The sequence below is a fragment of the Pantoea sp. USMM079 genome (assembly GCF_037153115.1).
GTDB classification, from domain to species: Bacteria; Pseudomonadota; Gammaproteobacteria; order Enterobacterales; family Enterobacteriaceae; genus Pantoea; species Pantoea communis.
In genome coordinates, this window is the sequence record NZ_JBBCKX010000002.1 from 75657 (window position 1) to 94926 (window position 19270).

General features: G+C 55.1%; 15 protein-coding genes. 4 read left to right on the top strand and 11 right to left on the bottom strand.

Going from position 1 to position 19270, the window contains the following annotated elements; translation table 11 throughout:
- Positions 1-371: 371 nt before the first annotated feature.
- Entirely contained in the window at positions 372-1370 is a 999-nt protein-coding gene (proX, locus tag WFP70_RS04855; RefSeq protein ID WP_337022787.1) for a glycine betaine/L-proline ABC transporter substrate-binding protein ProX, read from the top strand.
- A gap of 132 nt (positions 1371-1502) precedes the next feature.
- Here the strand turns inward: proX and WFP70_RS04860 are convergent, their stop codons facing one another.
- Positions 1503-2987 carry an MFS transporter gene (locus WFP70_RS04860; RefSeq protein WP_337022788.1) on the bottom strand — a complete coding sequence of 495 codons (1485 nt, stop codon included), beginning with the start codon at positions 2985-2987 and terminating at the stop codon, positions 1503-1505.
- A 117-nt stretch (positions 2988-3104) separates the two neighbouring features.
- Here WFP70_RS04860 and WFP70_RS04865 point away from each other — a divergent pair, with 117 nt between their 5' ends.
- A complete protein-coding gene (locus WFP70_RS04865) occupies positions 3105-4109 on the top strand; it encodes a helix-turn-helix domain-containing protein (protein ID WP_337022789.1) in 1005 nt (334 codons plus the stop codon).
- A gap of 7 nt (positions 4110-4116) precedes the next feature.
- On the opposite strand, the gene fhuB is transcribed toward WFP70_RS04865, so the two are convergent.
- The 7 genes from fhuB to WFP70_RS04900 form a co-directional block, all read right to left on the bottom strand.
- Positions 4117-6036 (bottom strand): Fe(3+)-hydroxamate ABC transporter permease FhuB, encoded by a 1920-nt coding sequence (gene fhuB / locus WFP70_RS04870; RefSeq protein WP_337022790.1) that lies wholly within the window; start codon positions 6034-6036, stop codon positions 4117-4119.
- Complete coding sequence (locus WFP70_RS04875) at positions 6033-6917, bottom strand: ABC transporter substrate-binding protein (RefSeq protein WP_337022791.1); 885 nt, start codon at positions 6915-6917, stop codon at positions 6033-6035. Before WFP70_RS04875 ends, fhuB begins: the two co-directional genes overlap by 4 nt.
- Positions 6917-9265 (bottom strand): TonB-dependent siderophore receptor, encoded by a 2349-nt coding sequence (locus WFP70_RS04880; RefSeq protein WP_337022792.1) that lies wholly within the window; start codon positions 9263-9265, stop codon positions 6917-6919. Before WFP70_RS04880 ends, WFP70_RS04875 begins: the two co-directional genes overlap by 1 nt.
- A 79-nt stretch (positions 9266-9344) precedes the next feature.
- On the bottom strand, positions 9345-10382 hold the full coding sequence (locus WFP70_RS04885; protein WP_337022793.1) for a FecR family protein: 1038 nt from the start codon (positions 10380-10382) through the stop codon (positions 9345-9347).
- A complete protein-coding gene (locus WFP70_RS04890) occupies positions 10379-10882 on the bottom strand; it encodes an RNA polymerase sigma factor (protein WP_337022794.1) in 504 nt (167 codons plus the stop codon). Before WFP70_RS04890 ends, WFP70_RS04885 begins: the two co-directional genes overlap by 4 nt.
- Before the next feature lie 158 nt (positions 10883-11040).
- The gene (locus WFP70_RS04895) at positions 11041-11331 is read right to left on the bottom strand and encodes a type II toxin-antitoxin system RelE/ParE family toxin (RefSeq protein ID WP_034822506.1); all 291 of its coding nucleotides are present in this window, start codon (positions 11329-11331) and stop codon (positions 11041-11043) included.
- Positions 11324-11566, bottom strand: a complete 243-nt coding sequence (locus tag WFP70_RS04900; RefSeq protein WP_034822508.1) for a type II toxin-antitoxin system ParD family antitoxin — start codon at positions 11564-11566, stop codon at positions 11324-11326. Before WFP70_RS04900 ends, WFP70_RS04895 begins: the two co-directional genes overlap by 8 nt.
- Before the next feature lie 239 nt (positions 11567-11805).
- On the opposite strand from WFP70_RS04900, the gene pagP reads away from it, so the two are divergent.
- Positions 11806-12363 (top strand): lipid IV(A) palmitoyltransferase PagP, encoded by a 558-nt coding sequence (gene pagP / locus WFP70_RS04905; protein WP_034822510.1) that lies wholly within the window; start codon positions 11806-11808, stop codon positions 12361-12363.
- A complete protein-coding gene (locus tag WFP70_RS04910) occupies positions 12353-13858 on the top strand; it encodes an alpha/beta hydrolase (RefSeq protein WP_337022795.1) in 1506 nt (501 codons plus the stop codon). Before pagP ends, WFP70_RS04910 begins: the two co-directional genes overlap by 11 nt.
- Here the strand turns inward: WFP70_RS04910 and WFP70_RS04915 are convergent.
- The 3 genes from WFP70_RS04915 to WFP70_RS04925 are packed head-to-tail and all read right to left on the bottom strand — an operon-like array spanning position 13848 to position 18957.
- Positions 13848-14813, bottom strand: a complete 966-nt coding sequence (locus tag WFP70_RS04915) for an acyltransferase (RefSeq protein ID WP_097117706.1) — start codon at positions 14811-14813, stop codon at positions 13848-13850. The two genes, WFP70_RS04910 and WFP70_RS04915, sit on opposite strands and share 11 nt — an antisense overlap.
- A complete protein-coding gene (locus WFP70_RS04920) occupies positions 14810-17872 on the bottom strand; it encodes an efflux RND transporter permease subunit (protein WP_337022796.1) in 3063 nt (1020 codons plus the stop codon). Before WFP70_RS04920 ends, WFP70_RS04915 begins: the two co-directional genes overlap by 4 nt.
- A complete protein-coding gene (locus WFP70_RS04925) occupies positions 17872-18957 on the bottom strand; it encodes an efflux RND transporter periplasmic adaptor subunit (protein WP_337022797.1) in 1086 nt (361 codons plus the stop codon). The genes WFP70_RS04920 and WFP70_RS04925 overlap by 1 nt, the downstream gene beginning before the upstream one ends.
- Positions 18958-19270 lie beyond the last annotated feature (313 nt).

Below are 19270 nucleotides of genomic sequence, written 5' to 3' on the forward strand. Positions count from 1 at the left end.
GCTTTAGCGTAGTTAAAAAACGCTATATTTTTCAGCCCTGATTTCTCTGCTGGTAATGGGGAAATGATTAGCGGTTGCAGTGAGGAAATAATGTGTTATGGTAACTGCACGATTAATTTACCGGAGTGAATGTCGCGGACCTGATAACAGGAACCAGGGTCTGTCACCAGATATCATAATGATGAATTCTGACTTATCTTTTTTCTCCACCTACAACACCCGCCTTCGTTACGCACGTCACTATCTGCAAAAGTAATATTCTGCTTTTAAACTTTTACTGATACTGACAGCTGCATTTCATCTCTCTTCACTGCAGAGGGATATTCTCACGCCATTTGCTGGCATCGACCAAAATAATAAGGTTTTAAACTATGACCAGGAAGAATCTACTCGCGATTTCCCTCACTGCGTTAATCAGTTCACCGACACTGTTTGCTGCCGACTTGCCGGGCAAAGGTGTGACGGTCTCCCCGGTGCAAAGTACCTTGCCGGAAGAGTCATTCCAGACGGAGCTGATTAACAGAGCGCTGGAAAAACTGGGCTACGAGGTCAAACCCACTGAAGAAGTGGATTACAACGTGGCTTACACGGCGATTGCTGCGGGCGATGCGACTTACATGGCGGTTAACTGGGAACCGCTGCAAAAGGATATGTACAACGCCGCAGGCGGGGATACAAAATTCTATCGCAAAGGCACTTATATCAGTGGTGCCGCGCAAGGTTATCTTATCGATAAAAAGACCGCCGACAAATATCACATTACCGATATATCCCAGCTGAAAGATCCGAAGCTGGCGAAACTCTTTGATGCTAACGGGGATGGTAAAGCCGATCTGGCGGGATGTAATCCAGGTTGGGTGTGTGGTCAGGTGATTAATGCACAAATTGATGCTTATGGTCTGAGTCAAACGGTACAGCAAAATCAGGGCAACTATTCTGCCATTATTGCCGATACGTTAACCCGATATAAAGCCGGTAAGCCGGTGCTCTATTTTACGTGGACACCTTATTGGGTGAGCGATGAATTAAAACCGGGCAAAGATGTGGTCTGGTTGACGGTGCCGTATTCTGTCACGCCGGGCTCGCAGAAGAATGAAGATACCGCGCTGCCAAATGGCAAGAATTATGGCTTCAAACCGAACAATGAACATGTGGTGGCAAATAAAGCCTGGGCAGAAAAGAATCCTGCCGCGGCGAAACTGTTCGAGATCGTCAAACTGCCGCTTAATGATGTTAATGCGCAGAACCAGCGTATGCATCAGGGAGAATCGTCCAGCGAAGACATTCAGCGCCACGTGAATGGCTGGATTCATGCGCACCAGGCCACGTTTGATGGCTGGGTGAAGCAGGCCGCAGCGGCAGCGAAATAACGCTGGTGATATGCTCCGCACGGTAGTTCTGCGACACGCCCCGTAATATTACAGGGCGTTTTTTCTCGTTCTTAGTGTGCTTTGAACGAATGAGAAGTTATCGATCGCTTCGACTATGTCGTGCGATAACCATTAATCTCGCCCGCAGGAATTCGCTGTCCGCTCAGCCAGGTTGCGCTTTTCAGGCCTGAACAGCAGATAACTCGCCAGTGCCAGACCGCTTACACCCAGCGCGCCATAGGTCAGCACGGCGGAAAAACCGTCAGCCAGCACTTGCGAGGCGATAGCGCGGCTAAGCGAAACTTCAGCGCCAGCCGCTATGCGTTCTGCGAGCGCAACCACATCGCTGGAGGCAGGAAGCCGTTGCCGCAGACTGGCGGCGATCACTGCCACCAGCAGGCTGCCCATCAAGGCGATGTTGATCGCCAGCGTGATTAAACGTGCACTGATATCAATCCCGGAAGCCATGCCAACCCGATTAGCGGCAACGGAACCGGTGGTGGTGTTGGTGACCGGCGTATTGGTGAGTCCGAGCGCGGTTCCCGCCAGCAGGGCACCTGGCAGTAAACTCAGTTGGTAGGTGATGGCCAGTTTCATCAGCACGAACCCAGCACCGATCGAAAATAATCCGAGGGGAATGACACGGGCAGCGCCAAAACGCAGCACCAGTTTTTCCCCTATCGGCGGCATCAATAAGGTGGGCAAGGTATAGGCAAGCAGGGCAAAACCGGTATCCATACTGCTGAACCCAAGCCCGCTCTGGTAATAAACCGGCAGGTAGATCATCAGCGGCCAGAAACTGAAGTTCATGCCAATCGAACCCATCAAAGCCCCCGAGAAGGAGCGAATGCGAAACACCGAGAAATCAAACATCGGGTGAGGATGGCGCTTCTCCGTGCGAATAAACACCACCGCGCTGATCAGGATCACCAGCATAATTAGCCGGGCTTCAAGACTTCGCCAACCGATGCTGGCACCCTGAGTAATGAGATAGGTCACGCCAACCACGCATAGGGTGAGGGTGATCAACCCAACCCGATCGAGTTTGTTGCCCTGTCCAGGGTGGGATTCATCCACATTTTTCAGTGCGAGCACGAACGTCAGCAGCGCGATAAAGCCGTGCACCAGAAACACCCATTGCCAGCTTAAAACCGCCACCAGCATCCCGCCGATGATAGGACCGAAACCCAGACCAAAGCCAAAGGTTATCCCCCATGCGGCAAAGGCCTGGCTGCGGGGTTTTCCCTGCGGGAACTGGTGCGAGAGTATGGCGATCAGGCAGGTTAACATCGCACCGCCGCTCAGCCCTTGCAGGAAGCGCCCGATGATGAGCCAGAGTGCACTCCCGACCAGCCCGCACATCACCGAGGTCAAACCAAAACCGACAATGGTGATGAGAAAGATGCGCTTGCGGCCATAGTTATCCGCCAGCGTGCCGGTCGCCATTAAAACGGCGGTGCAGGCCAGCGTATAGGCATTCATGATCCACTGCAGATCGCGAAAATTCGCCTGCATCTCCTGTTCCAGTACCGGCAAAATCACCGGCACGCTGGAGATTTCCAGCCCCGACATCAACGCGGCTAAGCACACCGCCATCAGCGCCAACATGTTCTTCATCCTGAATTCCTGCGTAACGTTAAGAGCGTGCCAGCATGGAAGATTGACGCAACGGTGGAAATCCATGCCGATGCCAGATATCGTCAAGATCGTGCCAACATCATGGATAAGGCTGACATGCAAATCATTTCTTCTCTGCGTTCCCCTCCTGCAGCGCCGAAAAATCGGCGGCTGGTGCTTTTGGCGTATGAATGCCTCTGTACCTTTGAATTTGGTACTGCCGTTGAAGCGTTTGGCCGAGCAGATGACGTCTTCGGCCATCCGCTGTATGACCTGAGCGTGGCGTCGGTGGAAGAGGGTGTGTTTGGTGCGCAGGGCGGTGTGCGCCTGGTGGTTAATGGCGGGCTTGAGTTACTGGAAGACGCCGGAACCATCGTCATCCCCGGCTGGCGCAGCGTGACCGCACCGGCCTCTGAGGCGTTAATCACAGCGTTACAAAAAGCCCATCAAAATGGCACACGGATTGTCTCCATTTGTGCCGGAAGCTTTGTACTGGGTGAAGCGGGGCTATTAAACGGGAAACGTGCCACCGCCCACTGGAACAGCACCGAGATCCTGGCTGAAAGATTTCCACAGGTGCAGGTGGAACACGGCATGATTTACGTGGATGAAGGCAGCATCATCACTTCGGCGGGCGGTGCAGCAGGCGTCGATTTATGTTTGCATCTGATTCGACGCGATTACGGCATTGATGTCGCCAATCGCACCGCACGCAGAATGGTGACGCCGCCGCTACGAGAAGGCAGCCAGGCGCAGTTGATCCAACAACCTGTTCCACAACGCCGCAGCAATAGCCTCGCGCCCTTGCTGGACGATTTGCGCAATAATCTGAACGCGCCAATGGTGATCGAGCAGTTGGCGCGGCAAGCAGGCATGAGCCGTCGGACCTTTATTCGTCGCTTTCATGATGCCACTGGTACCTCGCCGGGTGAATGGTTGCTCGGTATTCGGCTGGAAAAAGCCTGCGCGATGCTGGAAAACAACGCGCTCAGTATTGATCAGGTTGCCGAGCAGGCGGGGTTTGGTTCTCCCGAAGCGTTGCGCCATCACTTCAGACAACGCTTTAACACGACGCCGACTAAATGGCGTAAGGCGTTCAATGAGCGTGTAGTCATGGGCTGAGTGTTCTTCAGCCTGACGTTCTGCGCAGCTGCCATAAAAACCAGGGGGCACCGATAAATGCGGTCAACAGCCCGGCGGAAATCGGCCATGGCCAGGCGATGTTGCGCCCCAACCAGTCGGCAAGCACCATCAATAATCCCCCCACCAACGCGGCGGCATACAGTTGATGACGCAGCAAATGGGCACCCAGCGCTCTGGCGCACTGCGGTGCCAGCAAACCGATAAAACTCAACGGGCCGACCAGCAGTGTGCCCGCAGCAGTGAGTAATGCCGTGAGCAGCAGAATCAACAAATTCGTGCGGCGCAAGGCGATGCCCAATGACTGAGCAGTCGGCTGCCCTAATCCTAAAAGCGTTAACCAGCGTTGCATCATCAACGCCAGCGGACACAACACCATCGCGGCAACCATCGCACCGACGGCCATGTTTGCATCAATGTTGGCGGTTGAACCGGTACTCCAGTTCAACAGCATCAGAGCACGCGGGTCGCCACTTAGCATCAGTAACATATTCAGCGCGCTGGCGAGGCTGGTGAGGCTCAAACCAATCAGCACCATCTTCTGCGGGTTAAACCCACTGCCCGCGCCAAACAAAAACAGTAACAGCATGGCAACCAGGCTGCCGACCACCGCAGCGGGTAACATAAACGTCAGAGGCCAGGAGGTGAACAACACGGTCAATAACACCGCGAGGGCCGCGCCGCTGCTGATGCCGGTCAGCTCCGGGCTCGCCATCGCATTACCGGTTAAGCGTTGAATTAGCACCCCCGCACACGCCAGCATCATCCCTGCACAGAGCGCACCGCTGATTCTCGGCCAGCGCCAGACCAGCAATTGTGAGGTGATTGCGCCTGGCGGCGCACGGTTCAGCCAGAGAGAAGCAGGCAGAATTAGCAGCAAAAGCAGCAACAGGATGGTCAGTTGACGCGTGTTGAAACGCGGGGTCGCGCTGAGCCGCGATTGCCCGGTCGGCAGATGTGTGGCGCGTTGCCGCATCAGCAGTATCAATAATAACGGTGCGCTTAACAGCGCCGTCACGGCGCCTGATGGGATGTCGCCCGCCGCAGGGGAACAGCGTAATGCAAGCTGATCGACCAACAATAGTAAGGTTGCACCGGTGAGCATGCTGGCGATCAGCTGCGGTGAGAAGCGGCGCAGGCCGCAGGCTTTAACCATCGCCGGGGCCGCCAGCCCGATAAAACTGATAATCCCCACCTGGCTGGTGATCATCGCACTCAGAAACACCGCCACGCCCAGCGCCATAAAGCGCACCTGCACGGTGGCCAGACCCAACGCACGGGCATTTTGCTCGGATAATCCCAGCACCGTCAGCGGCCTGACCATCAACAGACTGGCGATCATTGCACTAGCCAGCGTTACCGCCAATACCAGGCTGCTGCTCCAACCGCTTTGCGTCAGTGTCCCGGCTTGCCAGCTAAACAGATCGCTGAGGTAATCGTGGTTGAACAGCACCAATAGTGTGTTCAGCGCGTTGCCGTACAGGCTGAGAACCATGCCAACCAGTATCACGCTCAGCGGTGCGAATCGGCGACCCGCGTTGAGCGCCATCAGGATCAAAATAGCCACCATCGATCCGATCAGCGCCAGCAGAGGCAAACCGATAACCAGCAGGCCCGGCGCGAAAACCAGCGCTGCGGACATCGCCAGATTGGCACCGGCAGCCACGCCGAGCGTTCCCGGTTCAGCCAGCGGATTTTGCAGCACCTGCTGAAACAGCAAACCGGCCAACGCCAGGCCCGCGCCGCACAGCAGGCTGACAGCGATGCGCGGCAGAAAGCTTTGCTCAACCAGCAGCGATGATAGTGAGACGGGATAGCGTGCCAGTAGCGCAGTGTAATTGACCGTGACCAGCGTGAGTGCCGCAATAAAAGCGGTGCACAGTAGCACCATGGCGCTCATCGGTTTCATGATGCGGTTTCCAGTATGCGAGTGATATCGTTCGCCAGCCCAAGCGCCGTCGCGAGGCTGCCAAACGGAAAGAAATGTTCCAAACGGGTCACACGCCCTTGCGCCACCATCGGCAAGTGGTGCCATAAACCGTTCGGCTGCCGGGCGCGCATTAAACGTGTCATCGCCGTGGGTAATTCAGTGTAGAAAAGCCAGTCGCAGGGGAGATCGGCCAGTTCCTCTATGCGCACTCGCGCGACGTGCGCAGCGTTAACCGATTTCTGCCAGGCGTTGATCAAACCGAGCTGGAATAATACCGCATCGGCCAGACTGCCGTTGCCGTAAAGCGTTGCGTACTTACCATCCTGATCCAACACCATCACCAGTACGCGCTTGTGTTGAGGATTAATCAGGCGCTGGCGATAAGTGTCCATTGCCGTGTCGACCTGTTGCAGCCACTGAGTTGCGCGAGGGCTAACATCCAGGCGCGCGCCCAGTTGCTGGGTCCATGCATGCAAGGCTTGCCATAAATCACCAGACGTCGCAAATGCGGTGACGGTTTCTACCGGGGCGATGGCCGCCATTTTGGTCATAACGGCGGCGGGGAGTGCATCGCTGATAATCAGAGCAGGGCGCAGGGCCGCGAGCATTTCCAGATTGGGCTCCCAGAAAGGCCCGATATCCTGCACGCTGTCAGGTAACAGCGGGCGCGGAATGCGTTGGCGAAAATAGTGGCTATCGGAAATTGCCAGCGGTGTGACGCCCAGGCTTAGCAGCGTTTCCGCTGCCGCCCAGTTGATCGCCACAATACGCTGGCGATCGGTAATGACCAGGCTCGCACGTGCCGCGATGGGCAGCACGACGAGCATTTTCAGGCAGGTACGACGACTGATGTTGAACATCAGAAGTTCAGCTTCAGCGAGCCTATAAAGGTGCGTTCCTGGCCCGGATAGCAGCTGGTATCGCCATCACAGGTGCCGACGTAGTGATGATCAAACAGGTTTTGTACGTTGAATCCGACCTGAATATTTCTGTTCACCTGATATTTCACGCCCGCATCCACCAGGGTGAAGTTCTTTACCGGAATGGTGTTGGCGTTGTCGCCGTACATGCTGCCGATATAGCGCACGCCAGTGCTCAGCAACAGCCCGTCGAACATGCCCTGATGGAAGCCATAGTTCAGCCATGCCGATGCCATGTTTTTCGGCACGTTAGCCTGCTGCTTGCCCTGATCGCCATTGTTGCTTTTGCTGATCTCGGCACCGGTGTAGGTATAAGAAGCCAGCACGTCGAGGTTAGAGGTCAGCTGTGCCTGTGTTTGCCACTCGATGCCGCGTGAGCGCACTTCACCTGATGCCACCTGATAACCGGTGGCGAGGCCATCGACGATTTCATTGGTGAGCACGTTGGATTTGGTGATATCAAACGCGGCCAGTGTCATCAGCAGATTGCTGTCCGGCTGATATTTCACCCCAATCTCATACTGATGCGCCTTACTCGGATCGAAGGTGCGGTTCTGGCTGTCGGTGCCGCTGTTGGGCACGAATGACTCGGCGTAGCTGATGTACGGCGCCAATCCGTTGCCAACCAGATAAGTTAATCCTGCGCGTCCGGTCCAGGCATCTTTGTCCACCCATGAGTTGCTGCCACTGAGGTTGTTCTGCGTGCGCATGCTGATATCGTCATGACGACCGCCGAGCGTCACCAGCCATTGATCGGTCAGGTGAATTTGATCCTGCATGTACACACCCAACTGGGCGGTGGTTTGATCGTTGTTATTCACGGCGTTGGTCGGGTCGGCAATCTCCAGACCGTAAACTGGATTGGTGATGCTGAGCGCGGGCGCAACAGCGCTGAAGCGCTTGGCGTTGGCATCCAGCCAGCTGTAATCCACCCCGGCCAGCAGCGTATGAGCAACTGACGCCGTGTTGAAATCCATCTGCAACTGGTTATCGATGTTGAAGGCTTTCATATGCTCATCAAAACGAATGGCGTTGCGTGACACGGTGTTGGTGGTGAAGTCTGGATCGCCTGCAAGCAGGTTGTTCAGAATGGTATCGGTCTGACCATAACGCAGGTTCTGGCGGAACTTAATGCCCTCTGAAAGCTGCTGGCTGAACTCATAGCCCACGCTGTATTGCTCCTGGCGGAAGCGGTTGTAGTTGTAATCGCCTAAGAGCGTGTCGGTGGTTTTGTTGCCCGGATTCGTCAGTACTGCCACGGTGCCACCGGAGGTATCGCGCAGGTAATCAGCGCGCAGCGTCAGACTGATATCAGCGGAGGGAAGCCACGTTAAGGTCGGCGCGAGGTACAGGCGGTTATCTTCAACATGCGGGCCATCGCGATACTGGAACTGGGTATCGCTGTCACGTGCCAGACCGACCACGCGATACAGCCACTGACCTTCATCATCCAGTTTATCGCTCATATCAAACTGCGCCTGACGGCGATTGAAATTCCCCAACTGGACTTCAACTTCATGCACGCCGCGCGCGTCAGGCATTTTGCTGACGCGGTTCACGATCCCGCCAGCATCGCCGAGACCAAACAGGGTTGAAGAGGGGCCGCGTACAATATCAATACGCTCCAGCGCGTGAGGCTCGGTGCGGAAGTAGCTGTAACTGTTGTTGAGTTGACGCAGGCCGTCGCGGTAGTCGTTGGTGGTCAGAGCATTAAAGCCGCGAATGTAGATCCAGTCATAACCCTTAGGATCGACGCCATAGGTTTCGGTTTTCACTCCCGGCACGTAGCGCAACGCTTCGGTGACGCTTTGGACATTCTGGCGGTCCAATTGCTGACGCGTGATCACCGAGACTGACTGAGGCACTTCAAGCAGAGGTGTATCTGTTTTAGTGGCGCTGGTGGTTTGATCCGGTACGGCGGAAGAGTTGCTCGGGGTTTTGGTTACCGTCAGCGTATCTTCGCCTACTGCCGAAGGCGTGACGGAGACGGTGTCACCATTCTGCGTCCACTCCAGTCCACTTCCTGCTAACAGTTGACCCAGCGCACTGTTCAGCGTCATCGAGCCTTTCACCGCAGGAGCAGTTTTATTAGCAAGGGATGCCGGTGCAGCAATCAGCTGCACGTTAGCCTGTCTGGCTAATTGGTTGAGTGAGGTCGCCAGTGGTTGCGAGGGCAGTGACAGTGACAGCGTTGCCGCGGCGAAAACGGCGGATGCGGGCAATGCCACCGCCAGCGCGACGGCAACATGCGAAGGTCGAAATGCACGTAAAACAGAAAAACCAGCCATTCATGATCCCCAGAGATAAGATAAATAATAATCATTCTCTTCTGAAGACGGCGCGCAGGGTCAAACCCTGACGTCGATTTTAATTATTTTTTAACGTCATGCTGGTTGCGACCACAGTGGATTGATTTTTAATGTTTTTTATTTTCACCGGCAGCACGCGCGGCAATGCGTTAGCAAAGCTATCCACCCGATTGGTATCAAAACTGCCGCTGATGCGCAGTGCAGCAACAGCAGGCGAATTCAGCTTGAGCGAAACGTCGCCGTAGCGAGCAAACTCCGCCAGTGCCATATCCAGCCGCGTATCATCCAGCACGATACGATCGTCGCGCCAGGCGGCGATGCTCTCGGCGGGCAGCGTGGAGCGAGAAATCAGACGTCCCTGCGCATCGGTCAGCGATCGTTCTGAGGCGTGCAGCACACTGATATGTCGCTGAGCTTGAGGAATGTGCAGATGCTGCATTGCCCGCCACCAGCGGTTCTCCCAGTTGCCGCGTGGACCGACGCGCACCGCGCCTGAACGCACGGCGACATCGCTGCCTTCACCACTCACGGTGTGCGGCAGGTAACGGACCCGGAATTCGGTGCCCACTACGGTTACGCGGGTTGGGCCGCTAAGCACCTCAAACGGTTGGCTCGGGTTGTGTTTGACCTGGAAGAAGACTTGCCCTTGTGGCATCTCCACTTCCCGGCGATTGGCAAAGTAGCGCACGTTGAGCTGAGTACCGGCATCCAGTGACAACATGGTGCCGTCGGGAAGTTGTACGGTGCGCATCTCGCCACGCCCGGTGTGCCAGCTTGCGCTGTAAATCGGCGGGGCGAACGAGTTACGCAGCGGGAAGAACAGCACGGCTGCCAGTAATAGCAGCGCACAGGTCGCGACCATCGGACGCCACCCAATACGGCGTGTTGGCGCGGGGCGCAGATGCGCAACGGCAGCGGCAGGAATAGCCGCCGTGTGTTGCCACAGCCCGCCCAAATCCTCGTATTCTGCCCGATGGGCGGGCGTCTGCAGCCAGCGTTCGAAAGCCTGCTGCTCCTCTCGCGTCATGCCTTCTTGCTGACGGAGTAACCAGTGGATCGCCTGTTCGGCAATCGTCTGCTCATCATGTCGCGTCATCGTGCCTTCCCTGTCGACTGTTCATCACGCCAGCTGTCGCGGCTGGCACGGCAGGCCAGCATGGCGCGAATGATGTGTTTTTCTACCATGTTGGTTGAAATTCCCATGCTCGCAGCCACTTCGCTTTGCGACTGCCCATCAATACGATGACGGATAAAAGCCTCCCGGCAGCGCGGCGGCAGGGTCTCAATGGCAGCCACAATATGGTCGATATATTGTTGGTTCTCAAGGCGATTGTCCGGTTGTTCATAGCCGGGCGCCAGTAACTCGTCGGTGTCAGTATCTTGCGAGGGATCATACTGTTTCTGCAGGCGATAGCGGTCGACCAAAAGGTTTTTGGCGATATGGTAGAGCAATCCGCGGTGCGAGGAAATCTGTTCCGGGGCAGCCAGCGCACGGCTGAATGTTTCCTGGGTCAGTTCTTCCGCGAGGTGTTTATCCCGCAGTTTACCGCTCAAAAAGCGGAACAGTTCCGTGTAATAACGCTCAAACGCTGACAAGATGGATTCCCAACAACCGCACAGTGCTGCATGCATGAAAGAGTGGCAGGCTGTATTTGAATGAAAATCGTTATCGTTATCAAGATGGGATGATTGGAAAAGGTAAAAAAAGCGTTGTTGAGGAAGATTTTGGGCGCGATAGGGTGCTGAGTGTGGAATTAAAAGTCGGGTAGGTGACGAGCCGTATCCATCTGTTGATGTAAAATTCGGGCAATAAATATTCCGGAAGGATTGGCAGTATAAAAAATGGTATGTGACTGGAAAACAATACGTTTCACATCCTGCACGCGCGGGTAATCCTGTCCCATCTCAGGCATCTTTGACAATGTTTCAAGGAACTCATCCAATGCATCGGTGTAGCGATCGGCTTGGGCTTCACCAAATTTGAGCAAGGTATAATCATAGATATTGGCAAAGTCACTGTCGGCAAGTTTGGACAGTTTATACACGATGAAGCTTCTTCCTTTCCGCAGCGATCTCACGCAGTGAACGCGGGCTTTCGCCACTTTCTAACCCTTCAACAACGGCATTTCGGACAACTTGATCATGTGATTCCTGTTGTTCCAGCAGCCGTAAAGCCGAACGCATCACTTCACTGGCTGATCCATAGCGCCCTGAATCAACCATGCGCGAGATGAAGTTATCGAGTTGTTCACCGACGCTAACCGACGTTATTTTTCTCATTGAACTCACCGTGTATTAACTGTTAATACAAAAGAACATAGTTTGCTCAAGTCTTCATCGCCAGTCAAATCGACCTCGTTCTTATGGAATGTGCCACGCAATAGTATGCTTTGCGCAGACCCTTAACCTTCACTCAACAACTATAATATTCCCAGAAGGTCTGCCCGGTATGGGCACACAGATCATGCTGGCTGTTCCCCTTGCTCACTATCATTGGTGCTTTTGCAGAAGGATAACCCATGCGTACTTTTCTGGTGGCGTTGTGCGTCTCGTTGAGTGTTTTGACCTTCCCAACCCTCGCCGCAGGCACATTGAGTGATGGCTGGGAATGGCTGAAACAGGATGTCTCGCAAACGTGGGAGCAGCCACAATATTACGACCTCTATTTGCCGTTCATCAGCTGGCATGCGCGTTTTGCTTACGACAAAGAGAAAACCGACAACTACAACGAATCGCCGTGGGGCGGGGGTTTTGGTGTGTCCCGCTACAACGAAGACGGTGACTGGAGCGCGCTGTATGCGATGGCGTTTAAGGATTCGCACAACATGTGGCAGCCGATTATCGGTTACGGCTGGGAGAAAGGCTGGTATCTCGATGAGGCACGCGATGTGCGCTTGGGTCTGGGGTTGACGGCGGGCATCACCGCGCGTGATGATTTCGCCAACTACGTGCCGCTGCCGATTGTTCTGCCGCTGTTCTCCGCAGGTTATAAACGCCTCAACGTACAGTTCACCTATATTCCCGGAACCTACAATAACGGCAATGTGCTGTTTGCCTGGTTCCGCTATGGCTTCTGAAATGCTGCAACGTTCTTCCCCGCTAAAGTGGCTAAAGAGAATTGCCCTGGGCGTGGTTTCTTTGCTGATCATGTTTTTGCTGATTCGCGGATATCAGTCTGAACAGGGGCCACCGCTGCATCGCTGGCATACCTGGGCTGCTGATGAAATGACGGTGGAGCAGATAGATCACGCCACCTTCGCCGATTACCTCGCCCAGGAAAATGTGATCTTCAAGCAGATGAAACACAACGTCACGGATCAACTCAGTGACGAAGAGAAAACCTCGCTCAACCGCTATAACGCGCAAAGCCCGGTTTATCCGGCAGGATTTTCCACTGACTGGAATCGTTCGTTTGTACTCAAACCCGCTGGTGAAATTAAAGGCGCGGTGGTGCTACTGCACGGCTTAACGGACTCGCCTTACAGCATGCGTTATCTGGCACAGGCCTATCAGCAACAAGGCTATGTTGCGGTAGTACCCAGGCTGCCCGGCCATGGCAGCGCGCCGGGATCGTTAACCAAAGTGGACTGGAAAATGTGGCTGGCCGCGACGCGTCTGGCCGTGCGTGAAGCCACCCGGATAGCGGGATCCCAGGTCCCGTTGCATCTGGTGGGTTACTCCAATGGTGGCGCGCTGGCGATGAAGTATGTGCTTGATAGCCAACAGAATCAGGCGCTGCGTAAACCACAACAGGTGGTGTTGTTGTCACCGATGATTGGCGTGACGGCATACGCCCGTTTTGCGGGGTTAGCGGGATGGCCAGCGGTGTTCCCGGTGTTTGCTAAAGCGGCGTGGCTGAATATCGTGCCGGAATACAACCCGTTTAAATACAATTCATTCCCGGTGCGGGCGGCGCGCCAGTCCTGGCTGTTAACCCAGGCGTTGCAGGAACAGATTGTTCAACTCGCACGCGATGGCGAAATACGTGGCTTACCACCGGTACTGACTTTCCAGTCGATCCTCGATTCTACGGTCAGCACTCGAGCAGTGGTCAATGCGCTGTATCGCTATTTACCGGACAACGGCAGCCAGTTAATGATTTTCGATATTAATCAGGCAGCCAATTTGCGCGCGCTGTTCCGGCCTGCACTGTATTCAGCGGTCAACGACTTACTGCCTGCCGCGCCGCGTCATTACGCCACAACGGTGATCACTAACGCGTCGCCCACCACTTATGAGGTGGTTGCCCGCATCACGCATGCCGATCAAACCAACGAAGTGACGCGTCCGCTGCATCTGGCGTGGCCGCAGGATATGTATTCCTTGTCGCATATCGCTGTCCCATTCCCTCTCACCGATTCGCTGTATGGTCGCGAACCCACCGAGAAAAATCGTTATGGCATCAGCCTCGGCACCATTTCACTACGCGGAGAAACTTCCAGCCTCACCGTGGGGCTCGACACGCTGATGCGTAATACCTCCAATCCGTTTTTCACTTATATGATGGCGCAAATTAATGGACGGATTGCCTGCGGCCAGCAGTCGGATCTGCAACAGTGCCTTAAAGAGTGATGACTTTTTTCAGCAGCCCGTTGGCAAGAATCAGTCGGGCCAGCAAAACTGAGAGCACAAAGGTCAGCACAATCAGCGTGAGTTTAGTGGCCAGCGAGTTAATCGGGATCAACGCGGTGACGATATGAAACACCGAGTAGTGCATGATGTACACCCCGGTCATGGTTTTACTCACGGTGGCCAGCAGCGTCTCTTTGAGGGCGACATGGCGGCGAAAGCGCACGCCGCTGGCGGCTAACACCAGTGCGACCACCAGCAGGTAGATTTGTGAGCCGGTGAGGAGGAAAGCATTGCGATCGGCTTTAAACAGCGCGAAGAAGAAGTGCTGCTCGTACAACCAGGTGAACAGATAAATAAACGGCAGGGCGCAGGTAGCGAAAAGGGCGACTCTTCTCCGACTCAGCCAGTCGGCAATCACCGGTTCACACAATAGCTGGCCGGTGAGGTAAAACAGTAACCAGGTCCAGATACGGTATTGCGGCGCGAGACTGAGCACTCGCACCTCGGGATAGAGCACCGACAGCAAATCGTAGCCATAGGAAAACAGCAACAGGGCGCCGACCAGCGCGCAAAACGCCAGGCGATGAAGGCTGAGCCAGCTGAGCAGCGGATTGAAGCTGTAGATCACGATAAACGAGAACACAAACCACGGCTGAATCAGATAGCCGCGCTGGTAAGGTTCCCAGAGATAGTAAATCGTCATCCAGAACAGAAACACGATCACCACATTGCGGATCTTGTTGAGCTGCCAGCGTAAATCCTGCTCGGCGTGGCTATCCATAATGCCCGCCACCACAAAAAACAGTGGGGTGGCGATGGTGGAGATAAACGTCAGGAACGCCAGAATCCAGTGGTAATCATAATCGTAGCGGTCCCAGGTGTTATACAGCGTAAAAAAGGTCACGGCCGCCATGCAGCCGAGTGTCTTAATGACATTCAGCCCGGTGGCGTTCATGTTGACGTCGCTTTCTCAGCGCGGTGGAAGCAGGCATAAATCACCGGCAGAACCAGCAGCGTCAGTATCGTTGCGAAGCCCAGCCCGAACATAATCACCACCGCCATGCTCTGGAAAAACACATCGCGCAGCAGCGGTGCCAGGCCTAACACTGTGGTGAACGCGGTCAGCAAGATGGGGCGCAAGCGCGACGTGGCGGCATACAGAATCGCGTCGTGCTGCGTTTTGTCCTGTTTTTGCTGTTCAATCTCTTCCACCAACACAATGCCATTGCGGATCAGCATGCCGCTCAGGCTCAGCAAGCCGATCAGTGCCATAAAGCCAAACGGAATACCGGTGAGCAAAAAGCCCGGCGTCACGCCGATTAGCGCCAATGGCACCGTGAGCCAGATTGCCACGGCATTTTTTACGGAGCTAAACATCAGCACGGTAATGACAAACATCACCAGATAGCCCAACGGCAACGTGGTGAACACGCCTTGCTGCGCTTCGCTGGAGTTTTCGGCATCGCCGCCCCATTCAATGCTGTAGCCGTGCGGCAGTGGGAGCTGATCAATTTGCGGCCGCACGCGTGACAGAATATCACCGGAGGTATCGCTGCTGAGCGGGCTGGGATCGGTCATCACCGTCAGCACGCGACTGCGATCGCGCCGCAGAATTAATGGGTCTTCCCATTCGAGATTGAAGCCACTCACCACATTGCTGAGTGGAATATAGTGCTGCTGGCTTTGGCTCCACACCAGCACGTTGTTCAGATGATTGGCATCCTGGCGTTCACTGGCGGGCGGACGCACCACCACCGGCAGCAAATCTGCGCCTTCACGATATAAGCCCACCCGGCTGCCGGTGAAATTCATTTGCAGCGCGTTATCGATTTCCTGTTTATCCACACCCAGCTCGCGGCCCAGCGCCGGATTAAACTGTGGACGGATTACCTTGCTGCGGTTTTGCCAGTCATTGCGCACGCTGTCGGTAGCGGGATCCTGCGCGAGGATATCACCCACTTCACTGGCAATCAGTCGCATACGGTCGGGATCGGGGCCTTTGATGCGTACTTCAATGGCGCTGCCGCCGGAAGGACCAAACATCACCCGTTTGGTGCTGGCATTCACCTGCGGATACTGGCGGGCAATATAGTTATCCACACGGCGTGACAGCGCGGCGATATTGCGCTGATCGTCCATGCGTACCATGATTTGCGCATAGTTGCTGTATTGGCGCTGTCCATTGTAAGTGAGGATAAAGCGCATGCTGCCCTGGCCGACGGTGGTGACCGTAGACACCACGCCTTGCTGCCCGGTGATCGACTTTTCAATATCGCTAGCCATTTGCTCGGTGGCTTTGATGTCCGTGCCGTATGGCAACCACAAATCGACAAAGAAGATCGGCGTATTAGACGAGGGGAAGAAGTTTTGCCGCACGCCACCAAAACCCCAGATCGCCAGCGCCAGCAGGGCAGCCATCACCGCAAGCGTGACCGTTTTCTGCTGCAACAGCGCGTTGAGCGTGCGCTGGTAGAGTCGATAAAAACCGCCATCATAGGGCGAGGCTTCAGCGGCGGGCGTTGCCGTGCTACTCGTTTTAAACAGCCACCATTTGATTAACACCGGCGTGATGGTGAGCGCCGAGAACCAACTCAACATCAGCGAAATCAGCAACACCTGGAACAGCGATTTGCAGTATTCACCGGTGGAATCCTGCGACAAGCCAATCGGTGCAAACGCCAGTATCGCGATAATCGTGGCCCCTAACAGCGGGAAGGCCGAACGCCGGATAACAAAGTTGATCGCCGAGGTGCGCGATGAGCCTTGCTGACGCGCAATCAGTACCCCTTCGACGATCACAATCGCGTTATCGACCAGCATACTGAGGGCAATAATCAGCGCTCCAAGTGAAATACGCTGTAGCTCAATGCCCCACAAATACATGATTAGCAGGGTACCCAGCACGTTCAGCGCCAGCGAGAGCGCAATAATGATGCCGCTGCGTACACCCATAAAGATCAGCAGCACGCCCACCACAATCGCCAGCGCCATCAGAAAGTTGGTGATAAACCCGTTAACGGAGTGCGCCACTTCCGCAGCCTGATCGTAAAACGTATTGATTTGGATACCAGCTGGTTTTTCTGCCGACATCTGCTGCAGTTTGGCTTCCAGCGCACGACCCACATCAATCACGTTGACGCCAGGGATAAAGGAGACGCCCATGGTGACCGCCGGGCGTCCGTTGGCGTGATAGATGCTGGAAGGGGATTCGCTCAACCCGCGAGACAGCGTGGCGATGTCGCGCAAGCGGGTGGTGGCAGTGTCGCCAACGGGGCTGATAAGCAGATCGCTCAGCTCATCGATATTTTCAAATTCCCCGGTGGGGTGCAGACGAATCGATTCGGAGCCTGATTTGATCTCTCCCGCGCTGGAAACCACGTTCAGACGGCTGAGTGCGGCGGAGAGTTGTGCCGGAGTGATACCGCGCGCCGCCATTTTTGTCAGCGAAACATCGACATCAATTTGCTGCGGGATGGCGCCGCCAATCGCCACCTTGCCCACGCCGGGCACCAGCACCAGTTCTCGCCGCAGCTGTTCGGCATATTGCACTAATTCAGGATTGCTGAAGTTGTCACCGGAAATGGCGAAGAAAAAGCCGAACACGTCGCCAAAATCATCGTTAACGAAAGGCGCCGCCACGCCGGGCGGGAAGAAGCGTGATGCATCACCGACGCGCCGCCGCAGCTCATCCCAGATTTGTGGCAGTTCGTTAGAGTGATAGCGTGACGCAATATTCACCGTAATTTGTGACAGGCCGTTGGAGGAGATGGAACTGACGCTGTCCAGATAGGGCAACTGCTGCAGGGCATTTTCCAGCGGCAGCGTCACCTCTTCTTCCACCTGCTGCGCAGATGCGCCAGGGTATTGTGTGACCACCACGGCGGTTTTAATGGTAAAAGCGGGGTCTTCCAGGCGACCAATATTCAGCAGGGCAAAAATACCCCCTAGCCCTAATAGCAAAATCGCCAGCCAGACGCGAATCGGGTTATCAATAAACTGTTTGGAGATGTCCATTATAGCCCTCGCTCACGCGTCCAGATGCGTACCGGCTGTTGCGCATGTAACTCATTGACGCCTGCTGCGACCACGCGTTCACCGGCTTTCAGTCCACCGGTGATCACCACGCCCTGGTTTGTGACATCGCCGACGACGACCTTACGATCTTCCAGCTTCAGCTGATCGCCGCTGCCTTGCACCACCCAGACATGAGGCTCATTGCGCTGGTGGCTGTCGGGGTTAAACACCGCTTCGACCGGAACGACCAGCGCAGCATGATTCACATTGGCGGGAAGATTGGCCAGATTGATGGTGACAGTACCACTGACACCGCCCACGGCCGGAAAATCGGCAGGGCGCGGCATGGTTAAGATCACCTGCCAGGTCAGTGTGTTGCTGCTACTGCTACCGGTGTGCTCTTTGTATTCAGCCTGAAATTCGCGATCCGGCAGCGTGTTAATCCTCACTACCGGGCGATACGTCATGTTGCGGATATCCAGCGCGGTGAACAGGTTTTCCGGCACGTTAAACACCACATCAAGCAGGTCGGTGCGCGTTAACGTGGCGATGGTCTGGCCCGCCGCAATCACCTGATGATTACGCACATTGACCGTCGCCGCGGTGCCGCTAAAAGGCGCGGTTAAGGTCATCTGGCTTAACTCTTCACGGGCAATTTGCAAGGCCGCGTTGGCAGCATCGCGGTTCGCGCGCTGCACGTCCATTTCAGCCTGTGAGATCGCCTGGCGGCCAGATAGCGTCTGGAATCTTGCAAACTGTCGCTGAGCGAGGGTGGCGGCGGTCTGTCGTTCGTTAACGCGCTGCTGCGCCTCTCGTGCCACCAGTCTGGCGATCACTTGTCCCTGCGTCACATTGTTTCCCTGGCGAATTTCCAGGGCGTCGATCTGTCCACCTCGTTTAAAGGAGAGGTCGGTGGAATCCCCCGATTCAATGCGTGCGGGGAAGATGCGTTGCTGAGCCTCACCGGAAGCCACTACCTCAACCACTTTCACCATGCGCGGCAAAGGGACAACTTCCGTTTTTTTTTGATCGCAACCTGTTGTTATCAATATAACAATGGCGATCAGCGGAAAATAACGCGTCACGAGTTTGTCCTCAATCAGCAATATTGAATTAATTATTGGCGTTATTATTAGCGAGGTTCTTATTCGCCGAGCATTGAAACGACGGCGTAGGTAAATAACCCCACGGCAGAACAGGTTACAATAGCGATAACCACATAAAGACTCAGGCGCAGCAGACTATAGTCCGGCATCGTTACCTCCATTAACAGTGGGCGAAATAGAGTCATCTCACTGCGGACGGATAGGAGTGACGGTTAAGGTTTATTTGTTAAGGATGAGCATAGCTGTGGATATCCAAAAATGTAAAGTTTGATAAACGCAATAACTTTATCGC